At 57.3% G+C, this 16198-nt stretch carries 13 protein-coding genes; 5 read left to right on the top strand and 8 right to left on the bottom strand.

Annotated elements, in window-relative coordinates; genetic code table 11:
* Positions 1-270 precede the first annotated feature (270 nt).
* The gene (locus AB4048_RS21905; protein WP_442204096.1) at positions 271-771 is read left to right on the top strand and encodes a cytochrome b; all 501 of its coding nucleotides are present in this window, start codon (positions 271-273) and stop codon (positions 769-771) included.
* 397 nt (positions 772-1168) lie between these two features.
* Here AB4048_RS21905 and AB4048_RS21900 read toward each other — a convergent pair whose 3' ends face one another.
* The 5 genes from AB4048_RS21900 to AB4048_RS21880 all read right to left on the bottom strand — a co-directional run bounded on the left by AB4048_RS21900 (position 1169) and on the right by AB4048_RS21880 (position 6283).
* Positions 1169-1483: a c-type cytochrome gene (locus AB4048_RS21900; RefSeq protein WP_442204095.1), complete on the bottom strand. Its 315-nt coding sequence runs from the start codon at positions 1481-1483 to the stop codon at positions 1169-1171.
* Positions 1484-1497: 14 nt separating this feature from the next.
* Positions 1498-1959, bottom strand: a complete 462-nt coding sequence (locus AB4048_RS21895; RefSeq protein WP_442204094.1) for a pyridoxamine 5'-phosphate oxidase family protein — start codon at positions 1957-1959, stop codon at positions 1498-1500.
* 618 nt (positions 1960-2577) lie between these two features.
* Positions 2578-4683 carry a mechanosensitive ion channel family protein gene (locus tag AB4048_RS21890; protein WP_442204093.1) on the bottom strand — a complete coding sequence of 702 codons (2106 nt, stop codon included), beginning with the start codon at positions 4681-4683 and terminating at the stop codon, positions 2578-2580.
* A gap of 157 nt (positions 4684-4840) precedes the next feature.
* Positions 4841-5344, bottom strand: a complete 504-nt coding sequence (locus AB4048_RS21885; protein WP_442204092.1) for an Hsp20/alpha crystallin family protein — start codon at positions 5342-5344, stop codon at positions 4841-4843.
* Positions 5345-5458: 114 nt separating this feature from the next.
* Positions 5459-6283 (bottom strand): universal stress protein, encoded by an 825-nt coding sequence (locus tag AB4048_RS21880; RefSeq protein WP_442204091.1) that lies wholly within the window; start codon positions 6281-6283, stop codon positions 5459-5461.
* Between the two features lie 240 nt (positions 6284-6523).
* On the opposite strand from AB4048_RS21880, the gene AB4048_RS21875 reads away from it, so the two are divergent.
* Positions 6524-7213 carry a universal stress protein gene (locus AB4048_RS21875; RefSeq protein WP_442204090.1) on the top strand — a complete coding sequence of 230 codons (690 nt, stop codon included), beginning with the start codon at positions 6524-6526 and terminating at the stop codon, positions 7211-7213.
* Here the strand turns inward: AB4048_RS21875 and AB4048_RS21870 are convergent.
* Positions 7210-9081, bottom strand: a complete 1872-nt coding sequence (locus tag AB4048_RS21870) for a heavy metal translocating P-type ATPase (RefSeq protein WP_442204089.1) — start codon at positions 9079-9081, stop codon at positions 7210-7212. The genes AB4048_RS21875 and AB4048_RS21870 overlap by 4 nt on opposite strands.
* A gap of 137 nt (positions 9082-9218) precedes the next feature.
* Between AB4048_RS21870 and AB4048_RS21865 the strand changes: the two genes are divergently transcribed.
* A complete protein-coding gene (locus tag AB4048_RS21865) occupies positions 9219-9662 on the top strand; it encodes a hypothetical protein (protein WP_442204088.1) in 444 nt (147 codons plus the stop codon).
* Here the strand turns inward: AB4048_RS21865 and AB4048_RS21860 are convergent.
* Entirely contained in the window at positions 9619-10368 is a 750-nt protein-coding gene (locus AB4048_RS21860; RefSeq protein WP_442204087.1) for a response regulator, read from the bottom strand. The genes AB4048_RS21865 and AB4048_RS21860 overlap by 44 nt on opposite strands.
* Positions 10369-10485: 117 nt before the next feature.
* Here AB4048_RS21860 and AB4048_RS21855 point away from each other — a divergent pair, with 117 nt between their 5' ends.
* On the top strand, positions 10486-11199 hold the full coding sequence (locus tag AB4048_RS21855; RefSeq protein ID WP_442204086.1) for a helix-turn-helix domain-containing protein: 714 nt from the start codon (positions 10486-10488) through the stop codon (positions 11197-11199).
* 22 nt (positions 11200-11221) lie between these two features.
* Positions 11222-13123: a PAS domain S-box protein gene (locus AB4048_RS21850; RefSeq protein ID WP_442204109.1), complete on the top strand. Its 1902-nt coding sequence runs from the start codon at positions 11222-11224 to the stop codon at positions 13121-13123.
* Positions 13124-13274: 151 nt separating this feature from the next.
* Here AB4048_RS21850 and mgtA read toward each other — a convergent pair whose 3' ends face one another.
* Complete coding sequence (mgtA, locus tag AB4048_RS21845) at positions 13275-15929, bottom strand: magnesium-translocating P-type ATPase (RefSeq protein ID WP_442204085.1); 2655 nt, start codon at positions 15927-15929, stop codon at positions 13275-13277.
* Between the last annotated feature and the right edge of the window lie 269 nt (positions 15930-16198).

Raw genomic sequence — 16198 nt, 5'->3', positions numbered from 1 at the left:
ATGACGCTACCGATACGCAATTGGCGCAATTGTAGTTTCGCGCTTGGTAACGCCTTTGTTTGCTGCAGCCACAGTTAAGTCACCAAGTTTGGCGGCGTCGGCAGACCCATAACACTGGCCTTTTTCGACGACAAAAGTCGGCGAGACCACGTGCGTCGTCTACATGCCATTTTCATACGCCATGAACGGGCGAATCGAAATCACAGATAGACATGGCATGGGGCGGTCCTCGGATCGGACTGGTCCAAGAGCAAGCACCAGGAGAGAACGTTGCAAAAAGAGGCTCTAGTTGCGTACTCGGTGCCGCAGCGTCTCCTGCATTGGCTGACTGCCTGCCTGGTCTTCTTCAACTTATTGCTGCCCGATGGTATGAATGCATGGCGACGGAGTGTTAGGCAGACAGGGTCTGCGACCGCCGACCAGATATCGAGCGCCAACATCCATGCCTATGTCGGCATCGCGATCTTGCTTCTTGTCGCTATTCGGCTTTGGTTTCGAATGTTCCAAGGGGCTCCTGCTTCACCGCCGCAAGAACCGGCATTCTTCAGGCTGGTAGCCAAGATTGCCCATGCAGCGTTGTATTTTCTCCTCATCGCATTGCCGCTCTCCGGGGGCGCTGCTTACTATTGGGGCTATAGAGCAGCCGGCGACCTTCACGCCGACATTCTCAAGGTCATTTTATGGGTCATGATTACCGCCCATATTTTGGGAGCCCTTGTTCACCAGTTCTACTGGAAGACGAATCTTCTTCGAAGAATGACCGTCGGCTGACATGCTACCGTGTCGTCTCTAAAATGGCCTGCAATGCCTGAGGTGTGTGTAAAAATTTGCGGTCTTAGGCATTTCTGGTGGGTTTTGTCGGGGTCGACGTCTTTTGTCATCTCTGGCTACCTAGTTGGCCTTGATCCCTGACGAGATTGTGGAAGGCGAGTTCAGTCTTCTATGAGGCGCACTGCCAATGATGAACTCCAGCGTTGATCGGTCGGGCTGAAGGGGGCGCGTGGACCGTGAAACCCGGATGAGCGTTCCCTGCAATCCGAGCCGGTCACCGTGATAATCATAGAGGGAGATGCCCGGAGGGCGCGGTCGACATCGCCGACTGAACTGCTCATATGTGGACCGCGTCCTGTTTCGCAGTTATGTCACAGTCCGTCAAACTGGGGAGTTCTTATTTCGCGAGGCTTAGAATATAAGCCGATACGTCTTTAACATCGGTTTGCGAGAGTATGACGTTGGGCATTGTCGGATGACTTTGGGCCGTGAGCCAAACGTTAAGTGCCATGGCGGTCATGCCAGGGGTCGCAGCCACCGCTTCGAAACTGGGCGCCTCGGTGACGACGGATCGAGTTTGGCCTGCGAGTACGGCGTGGCAGGATGCGCAGACCTCCAGTGCTACCCGCTGTCCTCGCTGAAGATCTTGTGCTTGTACTGCCGGCGCCATTGCAATAATGCCGATAATGACAACGATGATTACTTTTCGCATCTCGATATCCAGTTCTATCGTTCCTTGGACGTGGCAATCCGACCGTTGACGTTGCGGAGGAATATACCGAAAAACACATGTAGCGATACCGCTTGGACGGTAATTTCGTGCGGCTTCAGTGAACCTATCTCCCACCAGTCCGAATGCTTCTGAAGCAGGGACCAAGCATGAAGTCGCTCACCGTTCCAAACGGCGGTGTCCGGAAATTCCACGTATCGGCCTTCCAGAACCACGCTTCTCCATCCCTTTTCGCCTAGTTTTTGATCGACCTGAAGGCACACCTTGTCGTTCTCTCGCATCCAGTCAAGCTTTCGGCCAGGCATTGAGAACGCATAGGCGATGCCCTTCTCGTAGGAAAAGAAGATTGGGACGACGTAGGGTTGGGAATCCTTGCAGCAGCCCAGATGCCCGAACCGCGACTCCTCCAGGATCACGAAGCATTCCTCTTCGTGCAATTCTCGTAGCTCCAGTGGCATGATGAACTCCTTTGACGCGATCGCACCTATTCACGCTAGTCTTTCTCGAGGGGCCAGACTTTGACCGAGCGCAAAGTGGGCGAATAATGCGCGCTAGCCGGTGAAAGACGGTTTGTTTGTTTGACTCGCTTTGCGGGCGAGGGTGGCGTCGGGAAAGGACGTAGGAAGCTTTTGGTTTGCGCACCAGAAGCAGGCGTTGGTGGCTTCTGCCGCACACCCGTCGTCGTCCGGATTAAAGCTTGCTAGGTTTGCCGAATAGGAAACCGCTGGAGGCTTTACAGCCATTTTGGTACCACGGCCTGAGATGCCACGATGACGAGGACCGATCGAAGAACCACTCTTCGTATCCATCTAGGTGTCGCCTCGTTCGAGCGGATCTACCGTATCTAGGATTGTCGGCCAAGCCTGGGACGGGTAGAATGAGATCGATCATCGCGGCGACGTTGGTTGCGTCTTGGTCTTGCTGGGCGGGACGGTCGATGGTTATCGCGCATTGAGCGAGTTCGAGAACTGGAAGATGACTTTCAACAGGGCGAGATCATATACGAGCACTGGCGACTAAGCATGCCGCGAGAGGGTCCGGGAGCCAAACCTTACAAGTTCGAGATGGTTACGACATCAAGCTGCGGCTTCTCCTTCTAATGCCTCGGCAGCCTGGGCCTTCTTCATGGTCTGTTGGATCTGGAAGGCGGCGGCAGTGTCGCTACTGCCTTCCACATGGACGGTAGGAACAGCAATCTTGATACCGTTCTCGTCGAATGCTTTCTTGATCATCATGAAGGCACGCCGCTTGATGGCAAACTGCGTGTTCGGCTTGGTCATAAGCTTGAGCCTCAGCACGATTGCAAAATCGCCAAAACTGTCGACGCCCTGCATTTTCAATGGCTGCAGCGTGTCCGCGGCGAATTCCGGATCGACGGCCAGCTCCTGACCAATCTGCTTTATCAACTTGCGTGCCAACTCGACGTCAGAGTCGTAGGTGACGTTGATTGTCATTTTGTCGATCACCCAGTCCCGGCTCATGTTCTGGATGGCACCAAGCTGTCCGAACGGAACCGTGAAGACGGGTCCGCGATGATGCCTGAGCCGCACCGATCGCAGGCTGAACGATTCGACTGTACCTTTGTAGCTGCCGCTCTGGATGTATTCACCGACACGGAAAGCGTCGTCGAGCATGTAAAAGACCCCGCTCAGAACGTCCTTGACCAAGGTTTGCGAACCGAAACCGATGGCGACGCCGAAGATGCCGGCGCCTGCAATCAAAGGCGCGATCTGCACACCCAGGCCGGATAGGATTGTGAGCGCGGCGACCGCGCAGATGAAAACTGCCAATGCGTTGCGAAATATGGGTAGCAATGTACGCAGTCTGCCGCCACGTGCCACCTCGTCCGCGGTGCCGGCTGCATGCTCGGCGAGGTCCATTCGATAGGCGATCAACGCCTTCGACGCTTGCCAAAGCAAGTCGGCAACCAGCAGGATGACGATAGCATTTAGCACGCCGCTGACCACGATCGTGCCAATCTGGCTTCCGATCAGAGCTGCTGCTCCGAATCGCCAAACATATGCAATCCACGCGACCGCCGCTGCAATTACCAGCGCTCGGGCGCCCCTGACGATCGTAACGTTCAACAGGACGCCGAGAGCTCCGGCCGATTGCACCCTATCGGCGAGGACTTGCGCCACTTGGCCGGCGCCGCGCGCCATAGCTGGCAGGACCAGTGAATAGATGCCAACGAACATCAGTCCGACGAGACCGGCTACCCATGCCAGCCAGAGTAAGATGAGATATAGAGTAAGCAGCGAGAGCACGACGGGTGCGGCAGATGTGCCGGGCCGTCGCCAAACCGCTTCGATCGCGGTCGCCAGAATGCCCAATCCAAACGCAAACGACGCGAGCCTTGCTACATCTATGGAGAAGCCGAGGGAGGGCATGAGGCTGACCGTGGCCCAGCCGATCAACAAGGATCCGGCAATGATATTGACCCGGCGAAGCCAGAAGCGCCCGGCGGCATCCCTTTCCGCCATAGGCATCGATTGATCTGACAAACCGCTGCCGGCGGCCCCGAAGGCAAACAGCGATTGCGCGATCGTATAGATGACGCGAAACGCGATGAAAGCAAGAAGCAGTGTCAGCACGACCTTGCGCAGCAGCGGTGGCCAATCGAATGCCAGAAACGATCCGACGCTCGCCAACGCAAACGTCAGCAGCTCTACGGCGTCCAGCGCAATCGTCTTTCTGACGTCCTCTCCCACCTGCGGCGTTCTCACACGCGTGAGCGCGCGTCGGATCACCCACTCGGAGCCAAAGCCGACGATAAGCAAAAGCGCCAAAATACCGACGACCAGCCCTGGCCTCCCCGAATTCACGTCACGCATGATCACAGCCATGGCATTCGCCAGTTCCGCTGGTACGCGGGTAACTGCATTAGCAAGGGCAGCGATTCGACCCTCGACGGCCGCCTCCCAAATCGAGATCGCTTCGGCGATCGAGGAGCCGGGTTCTCCGACAGGGGTTGCGATTTTCCCTTCCAGCCACGCCTTGACCTCCGGATTGCTTGCGAGTTCTAGGAACTGCCGCACCTTTTCCGGGGGGAGGTCGCCGGTGGAGGTGGGCTGCGCCCACGACGAGGTTTGCGGAATCAGGAGCGTAACTGCCGCGACAAGCGAGCTCCATAAACGAGGGGCTGCGGCTGCCGACAGAAGCCAGGATAAAAGCTTGATCATTAGTTTGAGGCTTTCTGAGATTTTTGGCTTAGGCATTGATAGCAACCTATCCGCCCAGATCGCCGCATTTCGCTACGGGCGATCTGGATGTCGTTCATCGACCAGTTTGACCCAGCCGCCGGATCAGGATCCTTGCCGTCGGCGTCCGTGCCGTTGCTCAAACGCCCTTGATCGCGATCTTGCGATTATTGGTCTGGCGCTCCGCCGTCTTCGGAAGGACAACCTTCAGAATGCCGTTGGTGAAGGTCGCTTCGATCTTTCCGCTATCGACGCCAGGAGGCAGTTCAAGGCTGCGACGGAAGGTGCCGTAGCGGCGTTCCGACAGATAGTAGTCCTTTTGCTTTTCTTCCTTCGCCTCGTTCTTTTCGCCTTTGATTGTCAGAACGCCCTCAGCCAAGGTTATGTCGAGATCCTTGACGTCGACGCCGGGCAGTTCGGCGGAAAGCTCGAAGTTCTTATCGCTCTCGACAAGATCGACAGCAAGGACGCCTCGCGAAAATGACGCAGGCATCCTGCTGGGGCGGTCGAAGATCGCCGGGCTGAAATCGTTAAACACGCGATCTATCTCAGAGCGGAGGGTGTCAAACGGCCACCAGCGATCGATGGACGCGGTTGGCTTCTTTTCGGGATTCACGGGAAGCTTGGTAGCTGCTTCTGCCATTGCATTTCTCCTCGTCTTGATTGTTGTCGTGCCGCCGACATTCTCGGCGGTCAGATTATTGAACATGTCTTCGGCGCCGACGGCTTTGACGAGCATCAAAGTGGACACCCGAAATCAAGTTGAGAGCAGTCGATTAATTGAAGCGTTTTCGAGCAAAGACCGCGTTACGCCGCCGAATACCCATTCTCGCAGGCGGCTGTGGCTATAGGCGCCGGCCACGATCAGATCGGATTTGAGCTCACGAGCCACCGAGATGATCGATGCTCCTACGTCTAACGACGGACGATCCGCGGACATTTTTCGAGAAGAAATCCCGTGCTTCGATAGATACCGCACGACATCGTCACGCGTATCCCCGTGTCCGGAGTGTTGTTCGCGCACAGACAGGACAACGACATCTCTGGCTCGGGCCAGCACCGGAAGGGCGCCCGAAACGGCACGACGCGCTTCCTTGCCGTCCTTCCACGCGACGACGACGGTACCACCGTCGAAAGCCTTCATCGAATGGGAAGGCAAAAGCACCGGTCTGCCCGAGGAGACAAGGATGTCTGCTATATCCACTGTGCGCCGAGGATCCAAAGGGTGGTTGCGATTGGGCTCAAAGAGTATCGTCAGATCGCTGGCGCAAGACTGCCCCCTGACAAATTCCGTTGGATTGAGGACAGCGCTTGAGCAAACGACGCCGTTCATGAACGGCGCCTTGCACATGATGCTGTCGTGTATCTCGCGCTGGCTCGCTTCGATCGCGGCGGCCTCCCTGCGCACGACGTCTGCAGCGGTGACATGTCCTAGACCGGATTCGATGATCTGAAGGGGTTCCGCCGCGCAGAGGAAGTCGGTATCGGCGCCGAAGCGGTCAGCAAAAGCGAGGGTGAAGGCGACGCGCGGGTCCGTCGCAACGTCGATGTCGAGGTGTGCGGTGAGCGCCGCTAGATTCATGGGGAACATCCTTGTCGTGATGGTCAGGCTTGTTTTGTGCCAGCACCTGCGGAGACCCGCCTTGACACTCGTCAATGTGGCCGCAGGCGAGATCGGCGATGCTCTGTGAAACCAGAGGAGGCCGCCATGATTCCGCAGTTCCATCTCCCGCTTGTGACGTTTCCGGATGTCACTTCATTTTCGATAGTCGACAACGCGATCGACTTGGCTCGGCATCAGCGCGGCGATCTCGTTGCCGTTATGGCGCAGATCCAAGGACCGGTCCGATCGCTCACGACCGCAAGCGGCGGGGTCGACGCCGAGGCGTTCAGCCGCGACAGCGGGGCTGCATTGACAGCCTATCTCGAGGAGCGCGCCGCCAAGTCTCGCGTGCCTTACAGGTTCCATTCCTTCGATGCGCAGGAATTCCAGATTGTGAAGCGGTTTACTAATATTTCGCGCGCGTTTGAACTTTCGATCGTTGAAGCCACGAAGACGAGTCGGCATCTGATTGAAAGCCTGCTTTTCGGAGGAGGTCGCCCCGTTGTCCTCTTTCCTCCCGGTGGGTTTTGCGGGCGCTTGGACAACATAGCAATCGCCTGGGATGGGAGCGTCGCGGCTGCTAGAGCGCTCTCTTGTGCCGGCCCACTGATGCGCAGCGCCACCAGCGTCCGGGTTATTTCGGTAATCGACGACAAGGAAGTCGAAGACGAGTCACACGACCTTCTCCTCGCCGCACTAGACCATGCCGGCTTTTCTGTGGAGGACATCCGCGTCAAGCGCGACGGTGAAACAACCGCTGCAGCAATTCAATCCGCCGCGCAGCAAAAACATGCAGACCTCCTGATTGCGGGAGCGTACAGCCATTCCAAGCTTCGTGAAGTCGTCCTCGGCGGTGTGACACGGGAACTGCTAGGTGGCGTGGAGCTTCCCGTTCTACTGGCCCATTAGAAGCGGGCACGAAGGGCATTGAGGATGACTGCGACGTCGATTGCCTCTTGCAGGAACGCGCCGGCGACTGGCGGAAGAAATCCCATGCCGGCCACACCCATCGCGACCAGCGACAACCCCATCCCAACATAGACGCTCTGAAGTGCGATTGCGCGCGAGCGACGTGCGATCGCGATCGCGGTCGGGATCGCTTTCAAGTCGTCTCGAACGAGTACGATGTCCGCCGCTTCGGCGGCTGCGGCCAGATTGGTCGACCCGACCGCTACGCCGACGTCGGCGGCCGCGAGCGCCGGAGCGTCGTTGACCCCGTCACCGACCATGAGCACCCGACCCAAGTCTCGCTGTTGAGCAATGACTTCGACCTTCCCGTTGGGTGTAAGTCGGGCTCTCACTTCGTCGAAGCCGAGTTTCGAAGCGATAGACTCCGCCGCGGCCCTTTGGTCGCCGGACGCGAGAACCAACCGTTTGATGTCGAGTTTCCTCAGGGCAAGAACTGCAGCCGTTGCGTCGTGGCGCAATTCGTCCTCGAGAATAATTGAACCCGCGATTTTGCCGTCAACGAAAACCCGTGCTTGCATCGAGGATCGTGGATCGGATGAGGAGGCTTGCTCGTTCTCATCGAGGCCAAAGTAGTGGTCGCCGCCGACGCTGACACGCACCCCATCGACATTTCCCTCTATTCCGGCGCCTGGGAGTTCGCGCACTTCCGTCGGGCGGCCGAGTTCCAGATGCAGTCGTCTGGCTTCCTTCACCAGCGCGCGTCCAACAGTGTGCGCCGACATCTGATCCAAGGATGCAGCGAGCCGGAGCAGTTCGTTGGGATCCGCCGATCCCTCGATGCGGGTTATGAGAGGTTCGCCGGCGGTCAGCGTGCCCGTCTTGTCGAAGACGACGACCGACGTCTCCGCTAGCGCCTCCAGGGCGGCGGCACCCTTCACCAATATGCCTTCGCGCGCCGCCTTCGAGGTTCCCGCAACCAGCGCAACCGGTACGGCAAGGATTAATGGGCAGGGCGTCGCGACGACAAGCACCGCCACGATGCGCGTCACGTCTTCAAACGCGATTGCCGAAGCGCCCGCAACGGCAAGCGTCAAAAGCAGGAACCCAACTGCATATCTGTCCGCCAGCCGCATCATCGGCGCCTTCGATTGCCTGGACGCCTCGACCAGTTTGACGATGCCGGCGTAAGCGCTGTCCTGCGGGGTGCGCGTGACGCGGATTTCGATCGCGTCGCCGGCGTTGGACGTCCCGCTCATCACGTCGCAGCCCTTATCCTTGCGCACGGGAATAGGCTCTCCGGTCAAAACGGCCTGATTGAACACTCCCAGATCGCTGTTCAGGACGCCATCAGCAGGGACGGTATCGCCTCTTCTGACGAGAAGGATGTCTCCGACCGCAATATCGGAGATTGGAATCTCGCCCAGACCCGTCGCGGTGACCCGCAGAGCTGTGCTCGGAACGTGGGACAGCAGTTCCGACATCCCATCGTCCGCCTGCATGTGCGCGTACACTTCGAGAAACTGTCCGCCTGCATACATGACGGCGACAACCGCGCTGGCTAGGTATTCTCCCAGCCACAGGGCCGAAGCCATGGCGAGCGCCGCTATGAGGTCGAGCCCGAACTCCTTCTGGTAGAGCTTCGTCGCGATTTCGACGCCAAGGGATGTGAGAACTAGCAGCGCACAGATCACGAGCACGATCGAGGCGAGGGCGCCTATTCCCACAAAACTGAGTGCGCCCGCCAAGACGAGGCCAAGGGATGACACTACGAACAGGACCGCTGAGCGGGGCTCTTTTTGGAAGATCGTGTAGATGCGGCTCCGCAGACCGATGTGGCGGACTGTTTGTTCACCGACGATGGTAGTCATTATCGCCTCCGGCTGTGGTTTTCGCATAACGAGCCGCATCGTCGCATCGCGTGTAGGTATCCACTTTGATCTAGGACAAGGACGCGAAAGGGCCGGCGCTCGAAACTCTTGCAAACTGGAAGCCGGGGAGTTCCAACATGAGTTCCGATTATCTCGTCGAAAATCTTAGCCGACAGAAGGCGCTGTCTGGCTATGCCCTGCTGCACGCCGTCGAGCCGGCATTTCCGCCGCAAGACTGGGCGGCGATTTTAGCTCCCGAAAGCCAATGGACCTGTATCGCGGCGGAAGACCCCGGCGACTACATCAGAGGACTTGTGGTCTACCGCGTCGGAAAACACCCACTTGTCGGCGCACTCATGGATGTTCCGATCTTCATCGCGGCCAGCGTCGTAGACGACGCCAAAATAGCAGAGCTGCTTTTCTCGTCATTGCGCAAAAAAGCTTTGCGTTGCAACTATCTTAGAGTGTGGAGCGAGGTGCCGAAGTCCCTCGTTCATATAAATGACGAGTACGTCTTTTCCGGCTGGGACCACGGGCTTATGTATCGGATGGCCTCGGACTCGTCCCCGGCCTTGCTGTGAAAATGTAGCCGACGCCGCGGACCGACTTTATAAGCTGCGGATTGCTGGGATCCTTTTCGATCTTGCGGCGGAGTCTTACGATCTGTGCGTCGATGGTGCGATCGAATCCTTCCCGTTCTCTCTTGCGAGTCAAATCCATCAGCATGTCGCGAGTAAGCACACGGCCTGGATGGGTGACGAAAACGCGGAGCATGTCGAACTCTCCAGTCGAAAGGGCGACCTCCGTTCCGCCGAAGTTCCATAGCTGCCGCCTTTCAAGGTCAAACCGCCAGCCCTCGAAAAGAACCATCTCGCCGCCGTTTTTCGCAGGAGCAGCGCCTGGCTGTCTTCTTCTTCTTAGGATATTTTTCAACCTTGCGTGGACTTCGCGAAGGTGAAACGGTTTTCCGACGTAGTCGTCCGCACCGACTTCGAGACCGACCACCCTGTCGACTACGTCGTCGCGACCGGTCAGCATCATGATTGGCACGTCTGATGTGGACCGTATTTCGCGGGCAAGATCGAGACCGCCGGTTTCGCCGGGGAGCACCAGATCGAGAAGGACCACGTCGAACGCTCGCACGGCCATTGCGGCCCGCATTTCGGCTCCGCTGGAAGCACAGACGACCTCGTAGCCCTCTTCGGAAAAATATTGCGCAAGCATCCGCTGAATGCGGACATCGTCGTCCACGACGAGAATGCGGATACATGTCTTGGCTTCAGCCATGGTTGCGATCGGGTTGTTACAGACCGTTACAAAACTGCACGTAATTTAACGCTCATCGCATGCTGGTGTCACTCACCGATCGTCAAATAATCGCATCGACATTGGGGAGAATGTGTGATGTTGGCGATACCAAATCTTCAAGTAGTTTCGCATACCTATCCTTGCGGCGACGGTGGGCTCGCTTCGTTGTTTCTACGGCAGCCCTGCGAAGTTGCAGAGCCCGGAACGGCGCTGTTCTTCGAAGGGGACGCGGCCAGTCACATATTTCGCCTGACGAAGGGGAACGTGCGCATTTGCCGTTTCCTCCCGGACGGGCGGCGGTTCATCGTTGGTTTTCTCCGGGCAGGGGACTTGATCGGCCTGTCTTTTCGTAGCCGGTACCTGTTCAGCGCGGAGGCGATCGACCACGTCGGCTTCAAGAGAATGAACAAGCGCACGTTCGAAGCGGAACTGCAACTCGCACCTGAACATCGGTCGCAAGTGCTGTCTCATCTTCGCGACGAGATCACCGCTTCTCAGGATCACATGCTTCTGCTTTCCCAGAAGAATGCCGAAGAGCGCGTCTCTACCTTCCTCCTTCATCGGCTGGATACCAGCGACGACACGGATCGCCACTTGATCAGCCTTCCCATGATAAGGTCCGACATTGCTGACTATCTGGGTATGACTATCGAAACAGTGTCTCGGACGCTGACAAAACTGGTCTCCAAGGGCATATTGCTGCCCGCCGAGCGACACCAGTTCAGGGTCATCAGTAGAACCGCCCTGGCGCGCCACGCAAACGAATACGAAGACGACTATGCTGACGAGCAGCGGCGGTATCTGCAATGATATGGCAATCGCGGAGGAGCAGATGGAGGAAGACCGGGTCAATGAAGGCGACCTAGACAGGATCGTACGTCTGCTCGATGGAGCCAGTCTGATCGTCCATGGGTTCGACGGCATAGTGCAACGCTGGACCGCAGGCTGCGAATATCTCTACGGCTGGACGCGCGACGAAGCGATCGGCAAGGTGGTGCATGATCTACTCGCTACGGAATTCCCTCAGGAACTGGAGGAAATACGCCTCGAGGTAAGAACCAGGGGTTTCTGGACAGGCGAGGTGTCTCATCTTCGCAAGGATGGGGTTCGCATAACAGTTGCGTGCCGTTGGACCTTGCTCCAGCTTAATGCCCCGCAGGCACTTATCGTTCAGACTAACAACGACGTCTCAGGAATGCGGCGCGTTCAAGAGGAGCTTGGCGAGCGCGAGGCTCACCTGAAGTCAATCCTGGCCACTGTGCCCGATGCAATGGTTGTTATCGATGAACGTGGGATGGTCACGTCGTTCAGCGCGGCGGCCGAGAGGCTTTTCAGCTATCGCGCCGACGAAGTAGTCGGCCGCAACGTCCGCATGTTGATGCCCTCGCCAGAACGAGAAGCTCACGACAGCTACATCTCGAACTATTTGCGCACCGGTCAGCGTCGCATCATAGGCCACGGACGTGTCGTCGTTGGTCTGAAGAAGGATGGCTCGACGTTTCCCATGGAATTGTCCGTTGGCGAAGCGACGGCCAACCGGACGCGGACTTTTACCGGCTTCATTCGAGATCTTACGAGCCGGCATCGCATCGAAGCCGAACTGCGACAATCCCAAAAGATGGAAGCGATCGGCCAGTTGACCGGCGGACTGGCTCACGACTTCAACAATCTCCTGGCAGCTATCGGCGGCAATCTCGAGATGCTCGAAACCCGTCTCTCCGACACCAGCCAATTGACACTATTGCGGGAGGCTCAGTCCGCTGCCGACGACGGAGCAAAGCTAACGACACAGTTGCTGGCATTCGGCCGCCGACAGGCGTTAGCTCCGCAAACGATAGATGTAGGCGCGCTGCTTGCGGAATTTTCCGAGCTTCTGCAAAGGACCCTCGGCGATTCGGTGGAGCTTCGAACTATCCTTCCAGGCCGGCGGACCTGTGCTCTGGTCGACAAGGCGCAGCTACAAAGCGCGCTTCTCAACCTGTCGATAAATGCCAGGGATGCGATGCCGGACGGCGGGCGTCTGACGATCGAGATCTCCGCGGTCGAAATCGACAGCGATTATTCGCAAATGTACCCACTCGTGCAACCCAACAAGTACGTCCTGATTTCCGTGACCGATAACGGCATCGGGATGTCGCCGGACGTTCGTGACCACGCATTCGAGCCGTTCTTCACGACAAAGGCGCCGGGTGCTGGAACCGGACTTGGCCTCAGCATGGTGTATGGATTCGCCAAGCAGTCGGCAGGACACCTCCAACTGTACAGCGAGGTGGGCCAGGGAACCACCGTGCGATTGTTTCTGCCCCGCGCCGCGGAATCCGACAGGAGCGTCCCAACCGACAGAGTGGACATTTCGGTCTCTCCGTCCGGTCGCGAGACAATCCTCGTGGTGGAGGACGACGCCAGAGTGCGGCGGGTCACCGTGGCCCGCCTCACAGCTCTGGGATATGACGTCATCGAGGCGACGAACGGACATGAGGCCTGGGCGGAGCTTGAGCGCCAGGACGGCATCCGGCTTTTGTTCACCGATGTGGCGATGCCAGGCGGCATGAACGGTGACGAACTTGCCAGTAGGGTTCGCGAAAGCCGGCCCGATATGAAGATACTTCTGACCTCTGGATATTCCGAACCTCATGCGGCAAGCCGAGAGATCGCAGCGGGTGCCGGTTGGCTCAAGAAACCCTATACGTCTCACGAGCTTGCCGTTCGCCTGCGATCGCTGCTGGACGGCTAATGGGCCGCGCTGTTGGACCGTCTGTTTGATGGCGATCAATGCGTCCGGCTCGACCGGCACGCACCTTGGGGGCGATCCAGCTGGGAGCCAATTTCTTGCATTATGAAAAGTCACGTTGCCAAATTGCCTTAGGGCCGTTCCTGCGCATCGATTACATGCCCCATCGCCGAATGAACCACGTTTTCACGATAGTAGTCAGGATGGCATAGCTCATCAAAAAGCCTGCGATAATCGGCCAATAGAGTGCCGGAAGCGGAATAAACCCGAGCGGCCCTGCCAAAGGTGAATAGGGCAATGCAATCGCGATGGCACAGATTGCGATTGTCGAAGCGATCAAGGGCGGACTGGCCCAGCTCTCAATGAAAGGTTTCTTGGCGGTCCGGATGACGTGAATGATCAGGGTTTGAGTCAGAATCGACTCTACGAACCAGCCCGTTTGAAAGAGCGCAGCATTGGTCCAAGCGTTAAACACGAACAGCATGGTCAGAAAGGTCGCGTAGTCGAAAATCGAGCTAATCGGCCCAATGAAGAGCATGAACCGCATGATGTTGCCGATTTCCCATTTCCGCGGGCGTGTCAGGTACTCCGCATCTACTGCATCGGTTGGGATCGTTGTCTGTGAGAAATCATAAAGCAGATTATTGGTCAGAACCTGTAATGGTGCCATCGGCAGGAACGGGAGGAATATCGACGCCCCGAGAACACTGAACATGTTCCCGAAATTCGAGCTGGCCCCCATCTTGATATATTTGACGATATTGCCGAACACCCGCCGCCCTTCAATGACGCCTTCGTCGAGAATAGCAAGATTTTTCTCCAGAAGGATAATGTCGGCGGATTCCTTGGCGATATCGACGGCTGTATCTACGGAGATGCCGACATCAGCTCGCTTAAGGGCCGGACCATCATTGATGCCATCTCCCAAGAACCCAACGACGTGGTCGTTTGCCTGCAGGGCACCAATAATGCGGGCTTTCTGGGAGGGTGATACCTTGGCAAACACGTTGGCAGCTTCAGCGGCTTTCACCAACTCGCTGTCACTCATCGCATCCAAATTGCTCCCAAGCACCAGCCCGGAAATGCCCAACCCAACATCCCGACAGGTCTTTCGAGCGACCAGATCATTGTCGCCGGTCAGAATTTTCACTTCCACACCCGATGCATTGAGTCCAGCGAGGGCGGCGGCGGCTGTGTCCTTAGGCGGATCGAGGAATGCAATGAAGCCCTGGAGCGTCAAACCGGACTCATCGATCGCGCTATAGGCCGCCTGGGGGGCGCCGTATTCCTTGGTGCCTACCGCAATGACACGGAGGCCGTCCGCATTGAGCTTCGCTGTCAGATTGGCGACACCCGCCCGATGTTCGTCATCGAGCAACTGGATTCCACTTGCTGTCCGGCAATTCACGCAGATGGAAAAGACCTCCTCGACAGCGCCTTTGCAAATTAAGAGGGGCTTCATCTGAGGAGTCTGAACAACGACCGAGAGCCGGCGACGGTTGAAGTCGAAGGGGATTTCGTCGAGTTTTCTGTATCCGAAATCGACGGACAGATGGTCTTCAAGCTCCACATGTTCCTGTACTGCGACATCCAGAAGATTTTTCAGCCCGCTTTGGAAGCGGCTGTTAAGGTACGCGTAGGTCAAAACCCCGTCGTCCTCTTTACCGTTCACGTCCAGATGCAATTTCAGGACAATCCGGTCTTGGGTGAGCGTTCCGGTTTTGTCGGTGCACAAGACGTCCATGGCCCCGAAATTCTGAATCGCGTTGAGTCTTTTGACTATGGCGCCCTTTCGAGCCATGGCCATGGCACCCTGGGCCAGGTTCACCGTCACGATCATCGGCAGCATTTCTGGGGCAAGCCCAACTGCGACTGCGACCGCAAAGAACAACGCCTCAAGCCAATTGTGCTTAGTCAATCCGTTGATCAGGAACACCAACGGGCCCATGACGAGAATGAATCGCAGCATAAGCCATGCAAACCTCCTGATGCCCCGATCGAAGCTTGTTTCCTCGTCCGCCTCCATGATTTGGTGGGCCAGCTTGCCGAAGAAGGTCCGCATGCCCGTGTGAATGACAACGCCGGTCGCATAGCCGCTCGAAATGCTTGATCCCATGAAGCAGATGTTGGGGAGTGTAAACGGGTCATCGTCCGTGACCCCTCCGGCATCGGCCGCCTTCTCGATGGGCATGGATTCGCCGGTCAACGCGGACTGGTTGACGAATAAATCATTAGAGGTGAGAAGCCTCAAATCGGCTGGAAGCATGTCGCCTGCAGACAGCTTCACCACGTCCCCAGGAACCACCCCGTCTAGGGGTATGGAAAAAAATCCTTCCTGGTCGCCGTCGGTCATGCCCCGGCGTTTCACACTCACATGCACGCGGACCATTTTGGCGAGCTTGGCCGCGGCCGAGTTGGACCGATGCTCCTGCACGAAGCCGAGGCCCACGCTGAGAACAACCATCGTCGCGATCACGACTGCCGAACGAATATCTGAAAGCAGCCAGGAAAGCAGAGCCAGGCTAAGAAGGAGACCATTGAGGGGGTTTTTAACCTTGCCCCACAGTTCCGGAAGGAGGGGAGACGCCTGGCCGTCGGCGAAAACGTTGGCACCATAGGTCGCCAGGCGTTCTTCAACCTCGTCAGTAGCCAGCCCTTCCGGAGAGGATTCTAGCTGTGAGAATACGCTATCGGGCGTGGCGGCAGAAATCACCTGAAGCAACGGTGACGTTTCGGCAAGGTTGGCCCGAACGGGATGATGAGGAGTGCTCGCAAGCGCCGGAGGCTGCGGCTTTGTGAGAGATGCCATGCAGGGTCTCCTCGGCGCTAAGCCTCCAGCTCACCACCCTCAGCCCGATGGAACCGGTCTCCATTTTCCGATGAACCACACCTTTAAGGCATGAAGCCATTTGACTGCAGTTAACTTGTAGCAGATTTTTCGTTAGATTGATGACATTCCAAGCAATGTAGTAATTTGCCGCAGGCATAGAGCCTTATAACGAAGACGCCTGGACTTTCACGCTGAGCAAGGAATCGAACAACAATTAGAAATCGCGACTGGTCGGTCCCGATCAACTT

The sequence above is a fragment of the Rhizobium sp. RAF56 genome (assembly GCF_052113965.1).
In the GTDB taxonomy this organism is placed as follows: Bacteria; Pseudomonadota; Alphaproteobacteria; order Rhizobiales; family Rhizobiaceae; genus Rhizobium.
The sequence above is the reverse complement of the archived record's forward strand: the minus strand, read 5'-3'. Positions and strand labels throughout refer to the sequence as shown.

Coding starts and splice junctions, on each gene's coding strand:
- AB4048_RS21890 (WP_442204093.1), bottom strand. CDS start 4,683: ATGATCAAGCTTTTATCCTGGCTTCTGTCGGCAGCCGCAGCCCCTCGT.
- mgtA (WP_442204085.1), bottom strand. CDS start 15,929: ATGGCATCTCTCACAAAGCCGCAGCCTCCGGCGCTTGCGAGCACTCCT.
- AB4048_RS21875 (WP_442204090.1), top strand. CDS start 6,524: ATGGCGCAGATCCAAGGACCGGTCCGATCGCTCACGACCGCAAGCGGC.
- AB4048_RS21895 (WP_442204094.1), bottom strand. CDS start 1,959: ATGCCACTGGAGCTACGAGAATTGCACGAAGAGGAATGCTTCGTGATC.
- AB4048_RS21880 (WP_442204091.1), bottom strand. CDS start 6,283: ATGAATCTAGCGGCGCTCACCGCACACCTCGACATCGACGTTGCGACG.
- AB4048_RS21870 (WP_442204089.1), bottom strand. CDS start 9,081: ATGACTACCATCGTCGGTGAACAAACAGTCCGCCACATCGGTCTGCGG.
- AB4048_RS21860 (WP_442204087.1), bottom strand. CDS start 10,368: ATGGCTGAAGCCAAGACATGTATCCGCATTCTCGTCGTGGACGACGAT.
- AB4048_RS21885 (WP_442204092.1), bottom strand. CDS start 5,344: ATGGCAGAAGCAGCTACCAAGCTTCCCGTGAATCCCGAAAAGAAGCCA.
- AB4048_RS21865 (WP_442204088.1), top strand. CDS start 9,219: ATGAGTTCCGATTATCTCGTCGAAAATCTTAGCCGACAGAAGGCGCTG.
- AB4048_RS21900 (WP_442204095.1), bottom strand. CDS start 1,483: ATGCGAAAAGTAATCATCGTTGTCATTATCGGCATTATTGCAATGGCG.
- AB4048_RS21850 (WP_442204109.1), top strand. CDS start 11,222: ATGGAGGAAGACCGGGTCAATGAAGGCGACCTAGACAGGATCGTACGT.
- AB4048_RS21855 (WP_442204086.1), top strand. CDS start 10,486: ATGTTGGCGATACCAAATCTTCAAGTAGTTTCGCATACCTATCCTTGC.